Annotated in this window: 10 protein-coding genes, 1 tRNA gene and 5 pseudogenes; 7 read left to right on the plus strand and 9 right to left on the minus strand. The window is 44.8% G+C overall.

All coding sequences use genetic code 11. The features are described 5' to 3' along the window. Together AACU19_RS15265 and AACU19_RS15270 are read left to right on the plus strand one after the other, a co-directional pair. Positions 1-2,228, plus strand: a 2,228-nt coding sequence (locus tag AACU19_RS15265) for an autotransporter outer membrane beta-barrel domain-containing protein (RefSeq protein WP_105279141.1), incomplete at its 5' end; no start/stop codon positions are given. A 298-nt stretch (positions 2,229-2,526) separates the two neighbouring features. Further along, positions 2,527-2,805: a hypothetical protein gene (locus tag AACU19_RS15270; RefSeq protein WP_042054335.1), complete on the plus strand. Its 279-nt coding sequence runs from the start codon at positions 2,527-2,529 to the stop codon at positions 2,803-2,805. 174 nt (positions 2,806-2,979) lie between these two features. Here the strand turns inward: AACU19_RS15270 and AACU19_RS15275 are convergent. From AACU19_RS15275 to AACU19_RS15285, 3 genes and pseudogenes are all read right to left on the minus strand, one after another. Further along, positions 2,980-3,256, minus strand: a pseudogene (locus AACU19_RS15275) (transposase); the annotation flags it as partial. A gap of 407 nt (positions 3,257-3,663) precedes the next feature. Further along, positions 3,664-4,500 carry a helix-turn-helix domain-containing protein gene (locus AACU19_RS15280; RefSeq protein ID WP_000149836.1) on the minus strand — a complete coding sequence of 279 codons (837 nt, stop codon included), beginning with the start codon at positions 4,498-4,500 and terminating at the stop codon, positions 3,664-3,666. Between the two features lie 314 nt (positions 4,501-4,814). Further along, a pseudogene (locus AACU19_RS15285) lies at positions 4,815-5,846 on the minus strand (IS3 family transposase). Between the two features lie 400 nt (positions 5,847-6,246). Here AACU19_RS15285 and AACU19_RS15290 point away from each other — a divergent pair. The 4 genes and pseudogenes from AACU19_RS15290 to AACU19_RS15305 form a co-directional block, all read left to right on the plus strand. Next, positions 6,247-7,261: pseudogene (locus AACU19_RS15290) on the plus strand (integrase core domain-containing protein). Between the two features lie 326 nt (positions 7,262-7,587). After that, a tRNA-OTHER gene (locus AACU19_RS15295) sits at positions 7,588-7,660 on the plus strand. A gap of 401 nt (positions 7,661-8,061) precedes the next feature. Next, positions 8,062-9,009 carry a DMT family transporter gene (locus tag AACU19_RS15300; protein ID WP_001253824.1) on the plus strand — a complete coding sequence of 316 codons (948 nt, stop codon included), beginning with the start codon at positions 8,062-8,064 and terminating at the stop codon, positions 9,007-9,009. Positions 9,010-9,349: 340 nt separating this feature from the next. Next, positions 9,350-9,505, plus strand: a pseudogene (locus AACU19_RS15305) (IS110 family transposase); the annotation flags it as partial. A 395-nt stretch (positions 9,506-9,900) separates the two neighbouring features. Here AACU19_RS15305 and AACU19_RS15310 read toward each other — a convergent pair. From AACU19_RS15310 to tap, 5 genes are all read right to left on the minus strand, one after another. Beyond that, positions 9,901-10,152 carry an HTH domain-containing protein gene (locus AACU19_RS15310; RefSeq protein ID WP_001315600.1) on the minus strand — a complete coding sequence of 84 codons (252 nt, stop codon included), beginning with the start codon at positions 10,150-10,152 and terminating at the stop codon, positions 9,901-9,903. A gap of 454 nt (positions 10,153-10,606) precedes the next feature. After that, positions 10,607-10,798 carry a hypothetical protein gene (locus AACU19_RS15315; protein ID WP_105279142.1) on the minus strand — a complete coding sequence of 64 codons (192 nt, stop codon included), beginning with the start codon at positions 10,796-10,798 and terminating at the stop codon, positions 10,607-10,609. A gap of 705 nt (positions 10,799-11,503) precedes the next feature. Beyond that, complete coding sequence (gene repA / locus AACU19_RS15320) at positions 11,504-12,526, minus strand: plasmid replication initiator RepA (protein WP_032219133.1); 1,023 nt, start codon at positions 12,524-12,526, stop codon at positions 11,504-11,506. Then, positions 12,516-13,043: a plasmid replication initiator RepA gene (gene repA, locus AACU19_RS15325; RefSeq protein WP_042054342.1), complete on the minus strand. Its 528-nt coding sequence runs from the start codon at positions 13,041-13,043 to the stop codon at positions 12,516-12,518. Before repA (AACU19_RS15325) ends, repA (AACU19_RS15320) begins: the two co-directional genes overlap by 11 nt. Beyond that, entirely contained in the window at positions 13,036-13,110 is a 75-nt protein-coding gene (tap, locus tag AACU19_RS15330; RefSeq protein ID WP_059340318.1) for a RepA leader peptide Tap, read from the minus strand. The genes repA (AACU19_RS15325) and tap overlap by 8 nt, the downstream gene beginning before the upstream one ends. A 79-nt stretch (positions 13,111-13,189) precedes the next feature. Here tap and AACU19_RS15335 point away from each other — a divergent pair, with 79 nt between their 5' ends. After that, positions 13,190-13,303, plus strand: coding sequence for a replication protein RepA (locus AACU19_RS15335; RefSeq protein ID WP_072019694.1), 114 nt, complete (start codon positions 13,190-13,192; stop codon positions 13,301-13,303). A 112-nt stretch (positions 13,304-13,415) separates the two neighbouring features. Here the strand turns inward: AACU19_RS15335 and AACU19_RS23765 are convergent. Next, a pseudogene (locus AACU19_RS23765) lies at positions 13,416-13,578 on the minus strand (RepB family protein); the annotation flags it as partial. Positions 13,579-13,990 lie beyond the last annotated feature (412 nt).

Below are 13,990 nucleotides of genomic sequence, written 5' to 3' on the forward strand. Positions count from 1 at the left end.
AGCAGCAAGTTTCCAGCGATGGCAGTGCCGTGGACACCACCATTAACGGGGGACTGCAGACAGTTTTCGGGGGCGGAAGTGTCTCCGGGACTCTCATTAATAACGGGGAGCAGCGAGTCTCCAGCGGTGGCAGTGCCGTGGACACCACCATTAACGGGGGACTGCAGACGGTTTTCGGTGGTGGAAGTGTCTCCGGGACTCTCATTAATAACGGGGAGCAGCGAGTCTCCAGTGGTGGCAGTGCTATTGACACAACCATTAACAATGGAGGGACAATGAGTATTGCCGCAGGTGGTAGTGGAACGGGAATAATTCAAAACAATGGTGGCGCTATCAGAGCGAACACATCGGCCATCCTGAGTGGAACGAACGTAAATGGTAGCTTCAGCATTACTAATGGTAGCGCCAGAAATATGTTGTTAGAAAATGGTGGACTCCTGATGGTTCTGCAAGGCCATCAGGCTATAGATACCCAGGTATCTAAAGGTGGTGAATTACAGGTTGAGAGCGGTTCTGAGCTATTGGGTACAACCTTGATTAAAGACGATGGCAAACTGTCTGGCAACCAGATAACCAATAATGGGGTTCTGCATTTTCTCGACAATAGTTCAGCAAACTATAGCGGCACACTGGATGGTACCGGTAGTCTGAATCTGGATGGGGGAAAATTAACTCTCAGTGGTAATTTTTCTCAGGATAGCGGTATTTTTATCCAAAATCATGGAACAATGATAATGGATAATCTACGGGCTATGGCAAATGTGACAATCGAGCCTGATGCAACTCTGCGCTTAGAGAATGGTAGCCTCCTGGCTGGACGCATTACTGGGGATGGGAAGAAAAGTGGAAATCTGATAGTGGCTGACTCTGTCTGGAAATTATCCGGAGACTCTACTATTAACTCATTAGACATGAGTAATGGAACCGTGGATTTTCATTCAATACAGTCCCCTACGTTTAAAACAAAACTTGAGGGAGTAACGTTAAATATCGGACAGTTATCAGGAAATGGCACCTTCTTGATGAATACTGATATTGCATCATATACTGGTGATAAATTAAACATCACAGGGGATGCAAACGGTAATTTTGTTTTGAATATCAAAAATACCGGTCAGGAGCCTGTATCCCCGGGTAACCCATTACCAGTGGTTTATACCGGTGGAGGAGATGCTGTATTTACAGTAAACGGAGGAAAAGTGGATGCAGGAGTTTGGGAATATTATCTGAGTAAAGATAATACTAACTGGTATCTAAAATCTGATACTACACAACCAGGTAATCCGGAACCGGGTATACCCAATCCTCCAGTACGGCACACCACAAAGTCTACTGATGCTGTACTGAATATGGCAAGCGCTCCGACATATATCTTTAACAGTGAATTACAAGGGCTGCGATTCCGTAACAGTGAAAAATCAGAAAACTCACGTACTTCTGGGGGAGTATGGGGGCACTATATAGGATCAGATAAACACATCAGCAGCAAAGGAGCGGGTTACTCCCTGACCCAATACGGAATAGTGACGGGCGGAGATAAGCGTTTTGACCTAAGCGATGGGGTGTTGTCATTAGGGGCATTTGTTTCCTTCTCTGATAACAATATCAGGCATAATCGAGGAGGGAAAAGTTCTATTGATAGTAAAAGTGTTGGCTTGTACATGACGTATGATACTCACGGATACTATATAGATGGTGTACTCAAATTCAACCGTTTCAAAAATGAGTTGCGTACCCATATGAGTGATGGAACTATGGTTTCGGGAGATTATCATCAAAATGGTTTCGGTGGTAGCCTGGAGGTGGGCAAGTATTTTTCTCTGAATGAGAATACCTGGTTACTTCCTTATGCCCGAACAACAGCTCTTGCTGTGAATGATGACAATATCAGTCTATCTAATGGAATGAAGGCTGAAATAAACACAACACATTCTTTCCAGGGTGAGGTTGGTGTTAATTTAGGGATGGACCTTGATGTTGGTAAAACCAAAATAAGGCCCTACCTGACCGCAGGAGTCAGTCATGAATTTTCAAATCATAATAAGGTTAAAATCAATAAAGCCTATGATTTTACTAACGACATATCCGGGACAACCGGAAAGTACGGTTTGGGTATGGATGTTCAGCTAACATCAAATGCCAGTATATGGGGAGAGGCTAATTATTTAAAAGGTAACAATGTAGAGTCACCGGTAACAGGGACTGTTGGCTTCAAGATAAACTTTTAACGCCTGATGTGCATCAGATGCCCGACCATATCGGTTGGGCATCTGAATTACTAATTATTAGAAAAGACTATAAGTATATACAATAACAAGAAAATGTTGCTCCACAAATCGTTGTGGTGAGTCTTGTGAGCATCCCGGAATTTCATTGATGAATAGAACCTCATTGGCTAAGTCTGAATATGCTCACCTTCAACTTCAGTAAAGCACTTACAGAAGGTTTAGGGAGCACAGGTTCAAAACAGTTACAAATCACCGTCAGATAACTGGCGTTTACGAAAAATACGAGTAAATTAATAAGATGATTTTTTATGATGAAAAAAACATTTCTATTGGAGAATTAATCGACCACATTTCCAGACTTCAGAACGACGTAAATACTCTAATGATCGCATTTTCATATCTCGCATTTTCGCTATCCAGAGAACAAATGCTACCAACACTGGCATCAATCCATTTCGAGTCACTTAATGTCAAATGGTCGCCAGAACAACAAAAATCTTTTAAATTTCTTGCATCATTACTGGAAGAACAGTATGGCGGTAACATTGCTATGCCAGAAGTGCGAAAGGAACAATAATTTTATTGCCTACACTGAAGATTTTTTTGCTTTAAATAGCATACGCAAATATTTTTTCAGAAATAATACTGTAAAATTACGCCTCAAAAAAAACAATATCGCACCCAAATACCCTCAACATTAATTTAATATTGAGGGTAATACACAAAAGGTAAGCATATAAATAGCCCCGTTTATAACGGGTTCATCACGCGTGGTATCTGGGCGGTAATGGTAAGCCGTTCTGCTCAGGTTCAAACTCTGGCAGGCCTGACGGATGCTGAGCCCGAATGTCGTTATCAGATGAGTAACCAACTCACGCTTACAGGCTTGTTTTAAAGCTTTTTCGATAACATCCTTCAGCACTCGGTTCTCCAGGCTCAGGTCAGCAAACATCTTTAACAATTCGTCCGGCTTCAATCGACTTAATCACAGCGATGATCTGATGCTCAGTAAAACGGGCTGTACGCATAGCGATCTCCTTCGTTGGCAGATTGATTATGCCGGATGATTTCTAAATATGAATGGCACGATTATGCGGGATACTTGCAGTTATCCGTCCCGGTAATACGGGGCTGATTTTTTTCATACCCGAGATGGTGTGCCATTTCTGCATTGAAAGCGGCTTCAACGCTGAGTTTTTTCAGCAGCTGATCAAACTGACTGAGGTGTGCAGAGAAATAAAAAATAAAATGGAGTTCGGTTTTTATTGACCACTACAAGGAAAATTCATTCAGGATTTATTCAGCACCAAGAACTTCAGCTTTTGGACTAATCAGCCCACTGAAAACGTGGGCTCTTTACAAACATTAATAATGATGGGTGTTATTTTTTTTGCTAAAATAACCATTTTTAGAATATACATTCAATATTTATATTTTATGTTTTGTTGCATATTGGTAAGTAATACTCAAAGCGATAACTATCGTCTTTATCCTTATGAATTATTTCAAGATCATATACATTTTTCTTTTGCAACCCATAAAAAGGGAGCGAGTTCATATAAACATTATTGATATAATGAATGTAGTTTTTTATGCTGCCAGTATACTCAAACTTGGCATATGTTCCGGCTGTAAGCACTCCTGTTGTGTGATTATGCCTTTCTTTCTCAAACCAGAAAATAAGTTTAATTCTCACTTTTTTTCTTGCAGAGGAATTAACATCATGAGATATGGCTATATATGATTCTTTATTTTCTGTAAAATATTTTTTTACATAATTCCATTTTTTATCTGAATTTTCTCCCCAAAAAGGAATATCCTCTTCATAAGACATCGGCATTCCTTTAAATTTATTTTCATCAAGATAACAAAGTTTCGGTTTGGGTATGACAATTGATGGTTCTTTTGGACCGGTAAGATTTTTAAAGGTCCATAGATTACTGTTTCTATATTGTAAAGGCGTAAAACCTGTGTTTTTTTTAAACTCTCTTGTAAATGTTTGTTGAGAATCATAACAGAGTTTGCCTGCAATACTGGCCAATGATAATGATGTCAATCGTAATAATACCGCAGCCCTTGAAACTCTTCTGAGTTGTATATACCTCCCTATGGGTACTCCCATGTGAGACTTAAACAGAGATTGCAAATATCTCCTACTGTAACCAGAAAAACAGACTATCGATTCAATATCGATACTTTTAACCTCAATATTGTCTTCGATGTATTCGAGAATTGCTTTTATTGTCAATTGCTTAATTGTGCTGTGCGTCATCATTAACCTCATTTAGACGCATAAAGTCTAATGTGGTTACTATACGTTCGCATTAGCTTATTGTGCGCAAGCAGCACACAGTGCACAATAAGCCAACAAAATCGCGTTTTTTGTATGGCTTCATAAATCAGGTATTCATAACAATTAAATTAAAAGAGGTGACAGAAAAAAGGCAACATAAACTTAACACTAAGTTTCGTTGGAAAAGTGTATTTTTTGATATGAAGGTGGTGCAAGTGCGTTAAATGAGTTCTGTTTCCTTCCTCCCACTCATGGTCAGGAGGGGTGATCTTACCCACGTAATATGGACCGCCCTAAGCGAGGTTCTGGTTTTCAAATTGTTCAGGACTAAGGCGCCACATCCACTGTGCCGTCGCCAGCGATTGTAAACACTAAACACTGTTGCCCATATTGTTTCCCAGCTAATAAAGAGTTCTCCGTGGATACATTCCACTTTCAGTGAATGAAAGAAGATTTCCTCGCAGGCATGATCGAAACAGCAGTCTTTTGCGATCATACTGCCACGCAGATTATGCCGCTTCAGCAATGCCTGATAATCTGCAGAGCAGTACTGGCCTCCGAATGATATCGTTCTGTGGTCTCTTACGCCGCTACAGCTCCATCTGCAGGGCATCGCAGGCTATTTGCGCTGTCATGCGTGGTGACATTGACCAGCCAATAGCGGCACGTGACCCCAGGTCAATGACCACTGCCAGATACTGCCAGCCTTCATCACGTACGTAAGTACGTGATGTCTCCCGACCACTTCTGGTTCGGGCCAACAGCGTAAAAATCCTGCTCAAGCAGATTTTCTGACACAGGCAGGCTGTGTGCGCGGTGACTGACCAGGCTGAACTTCCGGGAAGCTTTTGCCCTCAGTCCCTAACGGCGCAGGCTTAGTGCACCGTAACGCGGTTTTGACAGGGTAAAAACAGCGTGGACAACGCTGTTGCAGTACTGACGGAACTGCTGACGTGTGCTTTTATCCTTGCCCGCCGCCGATACCACATATACCCGCCGCTGCGGGCACGCGGCACATTGCCTGTATGCTGAACTCAGCCTGATGTTTTTCAATAAAGACATACTTCATTTCTGGCGTTTCGCGAAGTATGTCGCTACCTTTTGGAGTATGGCCAGCTCTTCATCCTGTTCCGGCAGCTCACGTTCAGAGGAAGTCTGCTGATTTTTCTGTTTACTGCGCCAGTTGTAGAGCTGTGATTCATACAAGCTGAGTCCACGGCCTGCGGCAGCAACACCGATGCGTTCCGCAAGCTTTAGTGCTTCACTGCGAAATTCAGGCGAATGCTGTTTACGGTTTTTTTACTGGTTGATACTGTTTTTGTCATGTGAGTCACCTCTGACTAAGATCAGGGTACATCATAGAAATCAGTGCACAATAAGCAAACTCAACGTGTGTGGATGTGGCAATATATTTAACGCGATATCACGATTTACTTACGGTATCATCATCCCTTATTTGCCTGAATTGGATTTTCAGTTTTGCACTGGCCATTGAAGTACTAATCAGTACTTTCGCTAACAGGATGTAGCGTGGCCAGCAATTTTATATGCAGATTGATGGGGTACTAGCTGTCGTTTGGGTATATCAAATGCGTGCGTAAATACCTTATTCTAATATCTTATTAATTTTAACTTTTGTATATCCTGTAACAGGATTTCCCCTCTTCGTTGATTGATGCATCTTGGTGTCAGCAATGTCTTCATAGTCCACATGAGGACATCCCCATGAAAAAGCATTTTTCCGGCAAACAGAGTATCAGTATAGCCGGAGGAGCGTGAGCTCTGTAGCAAGCGCATCCATGTCCGATGCACTCTTTTATACCTGGTGTAAGAAGTATAGTGGTATGGAGATACCCGAGGTCAAGCCCCTGAAGTCGCTTGAGGAAGAGGGCGCAGACTCCAGGTGTTGCTTACCCAAGCTATCCCGATAAGGACGCGCTTCAGGTGACTCCAGGGCTAAAGTACTGATGGCAGACCCGAAGCGAGGCACCGTTTTATATGTGATACGACTGCTCTGACGCAACGTCTTGCTGCAGGCTGACTTGTCCCTGTCGATCTGCGCGATGAGACTCAGAGTCCTGCTCAATACGTATTCTGATACGTATTGAGCAGGACACATCATTGATGCTGTCACTAAAGCGCAGACGTTTTGGCAACCGCCACATCTGGTAGTACTGCACCGTGAAGGGGCTCATGCTAATCGCAAGCACGTTTACCATCTTTATCATCTGAGCTGCCAGGGCGTGAAATGCAGATGACGTCGTAAAGGGCTGGTCAAGAACGCTTGCCGTAACTCTGTCCGGAGGTTCAAAACCTGACCAAGTCGATGGATTTTGCCATGGACACGCTGGTTACTGGTCGCAGAATCAAATGCCTGACCTGCGTGGACGACATTTACGAAGGAGTGTTTAACAATAACCACAGTATTCGGGATTTCAGGTGTTCAGGTCACGCGTATTCTGGACTGCATTGCACTGTTTCAAGGCTATCCGGTGACGATAAGACCTGAACAGAATCCAGTCGGACAAACTAACGTAGAACATATTTCCTGAGCGCTTTAACGGGCTATTTCGCGATGAATGTCTGAATGAGCACAGGTTCAGGGATGTCGTTTGCTAAGGAAAGTCATTATGGCTGGCGACAGAATTATAACGAGTATCATCCACATTCAGTACTGAATTATCAGATGCCATCAAAGTTTGCAGCATGGTGGTGGAATGGCGACATTACTAACAGATAGCTGCATCTAATCCTGGGGGCTGGTCATCTGGTGGCAGACTTATGCACAATTAGCAAACAACACAAATGTACATTGATTTAATCTTCTTTACGAAAGTTCATGGCATTCATCCCCGATGCCAACTTGGCTATACCGACGCTTGCATTTTATTTTAATGCTGGTTGCGCAAGCACGTGCTCCAAAGAGAAAATCATGAGCACGTTCATAAAATGGATGTGTGAAACCAGCTTTTTTTTATGTTTTACAAACCTTGAGAGTGGATTGCCGGGAAGGCAAGGATAATGCTGATTGACATATAAATAATATGTTCATTTTTAATATGTTGTGCGGGTATCGTATAATGGTAATTACCTCAGTTTTTTCTGACTGATGATGTGGGTTCGATTCCCACCACCCGCTAAAGAAAAGCAGTTGGACGTGTTTTTGGGCACTGACACAAATTGTGTGGGATATTTTCATTACCCTATATCATCCTGTTCTGTGATAACTTATATTTGTTAACTACAGTTCCAGTGCTTATTTTTTTATCAATATGAGGATAGTGCATTGCTGGAGGGTGTAGCAATTTCCTGGAGGTGCCAGTGATGCACTATCTCAATGTTGTTAATATAACGAAAAGAGATGTTCCTCAGTGCGAGGGTGGTTTGTAGAATTGTTTGGCGGGAAAACCACAGAATATCTGTAACCAATCAGATATTCTTCGGGAGGCACCCGACATCTCAGATTATCAATACCTGTAATCTCATGCAGTTAACCGCCGTCTCGGCGGTTTTTTTTATCTTCTATAGTAGAGGAATCTTATGCGCAGAATGACGATTTTGGTATTATTCCTGCTTGTTGTACTGACTTGGGGGACCACATGGCTGGCTATGCGAATAGCCGCTGAAACTATCCCCCCAGTTTTTGCAACCGGGATGAGGTTTATGTTTGCTGCACCATTCTTAATCAGTATTGCATGGTTAAGAAAAATACCAATTTTATTTCCCCCCGGACAACGCTTATTCCAGCTTGTAATTTGTATTTTTTATTTTTCCATTCCTTTCTCATTAATGATTTATGGTGAAACCTATGTCAGTTCCGGACTCGCATCCCTTATATTTGCGAATATGCCTGTAGCTGTTTTGATAGCTTCATCTTTGTTTTTGAAGGAAAAAACGAACTCAATGCAAATTATGGGTTTAACTATCGCAATAGTTGCACTGGCGGGCATCCTTCTTGAGGAATCGAAAACAAGTGCAGAGAGTCACTGGCAGGGGATTATTGCTCTTGTTTCTGCGGTAATCATTCATGCCATAATATATACTCAATGTAAGAAAAGAAGTTGTACTGTCTCTGTGGTAACGTTTAATGCGCTCCCGTGCTTTCTGGCAGGATTGATACTTTCTGCGACAGGATGGTTCTTCGAAAGACCCGAGGTATCGACCTTCTCTGTGTACTCAATATTAGCCACCTTGTATCTCGGTGCTTTTGCCGGAGTTTTTGGAATATTGTGCTACTTTGCCCTTCAACAAAAGGCCAGTGCCTTTCAGGCTTCTCTTGTTTTCCTTATTTTTCCATTGATTGCGGTAAGCCTTGAAAGCTGTATATATGGATATGGAATTTCAACTCAATCAATGCTGTTTATTATACCGCTAGTTATAGGGCTATTTCTGACTCTGTTCTTACGTCGAGTGCCTGTAACCAACGGACATAGAGATAGTTCATCACAAAAAGCTAATGAAATTGCTGAACATGCGGAGAATTCCTGAAAACTTGAAGAAAAGACTTTTCGTTTTCAGTTGTTAATGTAGGCCATTACACTTAACGGATGGAAGGGGCTTCCCCTGAATATGCACCAGGTTAACTCTTGTGCAATTATGAGGGTAAGCATAGTCCGGATGGATTCGTTATGACTATTGCTACTATCGTGTCGATCTAGCTAAAAATATGCTTACTGTTCACGGTATTGACCAGGATGGTAAACGGCTTTGGTTAACACCAGAATATCACGAATTGGGCTTCCTGAGCTGATTGCTGATTTGCAGCCCTGTGTTATCGGGATGGAGGCATGTTCCGAAGCTCACAACCAGGCAAGGTTATTTCGGCAAGCTGCGAACGCTTCTGGTACAGGGGGCTCGTTCAGTACTGACTGGTGCTGAGAAAAGGACTGACTCATTCAGTCGTTGGGACTGTTCACTGGTCGAGCGCAGAGGATACTGGCGCGCAGTTGTGGGCATCGCCGCCAAAAATGCAAGGCTGTACTGAGCATCATTGCATTACGGTTATGATTTCAGACTGTATTCAGCCAGCTAAAGCACGCTGCAACAGTATGACCATTTGACCTGCAACTCGTTGATGATAAAGGGTTATACCCCGTGAGGAATATCTGCAAAACGTACAGGATATACATATCCGCTTAGCGAACAAGAACCTCACGAGCGTCTTTCATCAGGGGCCGAATCGATGACGATTCATTATAACCGTTTATAGTACCGCAGTCTTTTCCCTTTATTTTTAATGAGGACGCCTGGTTTTTCAAATTCCTATACGTCAAGCAGGCAAAAACATAAAAACTGGCGTTGACATGCCGGGGAAGCCCTTATAGTACGTTTTCGTACGGTTGGGCTTCAGACCCCGTAAACTCCAGGCAGCAGCCGTGGTTAAGATAATGTTGAACGGCAACCGCCTCCCAAATCCTGGTCTGGCAGGTAGTAGGTGTTGGCTCCGCGCTTGCCGTTGGTGGTTGTTCTGGTAACGGTGATTTGCCCTGTCTGTTCCAGTATCTGAATTGCCCGCTTAACACTCTGTCGACTAATACCGGAGAGGCTTACCAGTTCAGTGATTGAGATTTGATTTTGTCCGGCAGCAATGACGCTGGCGATTACACGTAGGATTGAATTTGTCGTTTTCAATGTCAGCGCCCCTTATCTCTGCTAGGCCATGTTTTTTCTTGCGGCTGTCTGGATGTCGTCCGAAGGTCATCGAATTGTAGTTCAAAGAAAAAGATATCGAGCAACGCGCGTTCTTTTTCTCCTTAAGATTTTAATTCTTATTAACATCTTAAGGATGTCGCTCAGGCCAGACGTGATGCGGCTCTCAGGGTATTATATGGGGGAAATTACCCTATATAATTTTTGACGCCAATAAATAAAAATAGCCGCATATTAGCGCTCCTAATGCTGCAGGATTGCTCAATTATTCATCACGCCATTTAACCAGACCGCAGTATCGCTTGTTTTTTCAATTTCCTATACATGCCCCCCTTTCATTCAATAAAGGACAATTGCAGGTTTTTTGATGCCGCACGCATGGGTATAACGAGTCAGAGTATCGATATTCGCCTGGTAATTTGCGTGTTGTCTGGTTTTATGCAGAGTATATAACCTTTTTCAGACACAGCCACCAACATATGCCGCGCCAGCGGCATGGAAGGCGGCACTCCGTAGTTGCATATGATACCGGAGTAAAACCGCCGAAGCCCGGCGTCAGCCGGTACTGATTGATAGATTGCACCTTACCTATCCCCAGCCCTGCTAAGCCATACCTGCTTTCAGCCATGACAGAGCTTTTGTGCGCGGTCGGAGTGGTCCCGACGAGGGTTTACCCGAAGTCGGGGCGTATCTCCGCGTTAGCGGGCCGTCAGGGCCGCTTACGAGCGTGTACTGAGAACATCCAGCCAGAAGACTGACAGCGATGACGATGCTTAGTTACAACATTCATAGTTAAAAGCGACTCTGTTCCGGCCCTTCGGGCCGGGGCGGGGCCGCTTTTCAGTTATGAGGGAAGGGCTTTGTGGTTTCAGTTCTGTGCTGGACCGGGGTTTTTCCGGGATTTATGTTTGTATGTTGTAACTAAACTGGCTCCGGTTGGGGCCCGCCGCTTGCGGTGGGAGGTGCTTTTAAATTCTGAGCGGCGCGGCTTTGGCCGCTGCAAGCGAAGGCCTTTTTGTATTTGTTCACAGGAGTGTCAGAGATAAAGACTTTCCCTGCGGTGGAACAACGCAGGGGATTAAATGAAGGGGTTAAGACTATATTGCAGGTTCGTTGTTTCTGGATTGCGGCTTCTTTGAGTTCTTTATTTGCGGATTCATGTGGATAACTGAAACGACGTGGCCACATTCTGACGACCGGTGAGTGATTTTATGGCCGTGTATGGACGGATGTGGGGATTTCAGGTGGTTACGGGGGATTTCTGGCCGGACAGAACCTGCGCCAAAAGCCCCGAAGGGGCTGGCGATGATTCAGTGCTGAAGGATGGTGCTGTCTAGTGCGGTGGCGGTGCAGCCAGCGTCAGTTCAAGCTGACGCAACTCCCTGATGGCCAGTTGCTTCAGATGGTCATCGGAACAAAAATAGGCTTCATCCGGCGGCAGGCGCTTCCTGAGATACTCGGCCATCTCATGAATCTGCTGGTCGGCAGGTAGCTTCTTAAGACGATTAGCACGCTTGCGGGCTGCAGCTTTTGCCCGACGGTGTTTCAGCGCATCCTGGCTGCGCTGCAGATACCAGCGTTTTCTGGCCGCATGTACGGAGATGTCTTCATCCTCACGCAGTACGCCTTCCCGGATAAGCTGCTGGCGGATTTCACTTTCACGCAGCCGCTTCTGCTGCTGTTCGTGAAGTTTAATCATGTCGACGCCCAGCATCTGCCACCCTGCCGGTGTTATCCAGACATAGTGCGGCAGACGCTGGCGGGTTTCACGGTCCCACATCGTTTCTTCCGACACACCCAGCACACCAAAACGCACCTGTTCGGCCAGCAGACGGGAAAGCCGGGAGACCGTCACCTCAAGTTCGCGGATAACCTTTCCTTTACTGTCTTTCGGGCTGATTTCTTTAGCCAGGCGAGTGACACTCATGCCCACAGTATGTGTGCCCGCATCACTGAAGCTGACCAGAACCGGCCAGATAGCATCGAGGAGACGTTGTTTTTCCGGCCGGAAGGCATATTTACGGCCTGCGAACGACCGTTTCTGCACGTAAAAGGGGTGTCGCGACATGCGCATGCGCAGGCTCTGCTCGCCGGTCACCGGGTTCTTTTTCACCAGACGGTTATAGGCGTGCCCGAGCTGCCCGCTCAGCGCCTTATAGCGCGCAGGACGATACCAGGACGGATTTTCGCATTTGGGTTTAGTGGAGTGCTCACCGCGACGACGCTTTGTGCGATTCCTCTCCGGTTCAACCAGAAAAGAGGTCGCCCTTCCCGCTTCATAGTCTTCCCAGAAACGGATTTGCTCTTCGGGAACCAACTGAGTCCAGTGGTTTGTACGGGTATTTTTAATCACCATACCCACTCCGTAAGACAGCCAGACGAGCTTCAGTCAGCGCCAACGGAAATACCCCCAAAAACTCAAAAAAACGAGGCGTCAAAGTTATTGCGCAGCGCTTATTGTAGAAACCGGATGACGGGGAACAGACTATAAACCCAAAATCTTCTTCCTGTGATTTAATTGCTCTGACAGCTCGCTCAATGGCCAAATGACCATGAGTATTTTTTCTGGCTAATCCGCAATCAAATGCAAGTTCGGTTATAGAACGATGCACTTGATTTGAAACAGGATCATAATAGAAGCACATGCCTTGCAACAGAGCATCAATAGCTCTGCGACGAAGAACAGAAGGTTTACGTTTACCATTAGCACGCGCGCACGCAGAGGCAATATCGAATGCAAATGTTTCGGTCCCCCCCACCGCTTTTCCCATTAGCTTCTCGCAGAATGGCTGCGTCCTGGCACCTTCACGGGGGGTGAACACCGAATTCGGGTTCTTTACCTGACGGGAATACGTTTGTTGAAGATCAGCCACGCCATCCTGCACTTACAATGCACAGAAGGAGTGAGCACAGAAAGAAGTCTTGAACTTTTCCAGGCATATAACTATACTCCCCACATAGCTTGATTGTTGGCTATGCGGTTTTATGGGCCCCGGTAATCTTCTCTTAGTCGCCAAACCTGTTGAAGATTATTGGGGCTTTCGCTTTTCTGGCTCCTGTAAATCCACATCAGAACCAGTTCCCTGCCACCTTATGGCGTGGCCTGCCAGAAAATTCCTTAAACGATCAGTAACCTAGCACTAACAGAAAAAATCCTCAAGAATGTGCGCCCATCATATCATATTCCGGCGACAGGCCTCTTTCTCAATAAGTCTTTCTATCAATTCTGCCTGAGTCAGGCCTTCCTTTGCACACAGACGGGTAAGATAGTTTTTCAGCTGTTCTGACAAAAACCTTAATCTCTTTACATACAGCTCGCTTACGTGCAAAAACAGCTCTCTGTCGCTCTGCTTCGCTCAAAGGTTTATCCTTTCTGTATGCTCGTTTTACGTCAGATGAGGAAGTCACTGCATTTTCTGTCTGCGAAATCTCACCTCCTCAATGCTCAAACAGGGAGCATTTCGCAGAGGATACTACAGTTTTTTGAAATCAGCGACTTAAGAATTGTGACGAAGATCTGTGTTGGCGCACAAATCATGTCGGATTACGAGCGTTTAATGTGATTTTGATGATGAAATGATTAAAAAAACAGAAAATACCTTGACCTGGGTGCCAGCCCCGGACGGGACCAGCTATTTCTGGCATGTCGGGTGTCACCCCCTGCAATACCTAACATTTTGGGAAAGCCGGGACTTCCTTCTCCGGCCGGCAGCTTACTTCTGTGTTTCGTAGGCCAGATTATCTGTACCACTGTATTTCCCCTGTGGATATTCAGCTCACTTGCCCCAGGGTTTTACGATGCACCGGATAATTCCAGTAG

Source organism: Escherichia sp. MOD1-EC4550, from assembly GCF_963876935.1.
Classification (GTDB): domain Bacteria; phylum Pseudomonadota; class Gammaproteobacteria; order Enterobacterales; family Enterobacteriaceae; genus Escherichia; species Escherichia coli_F.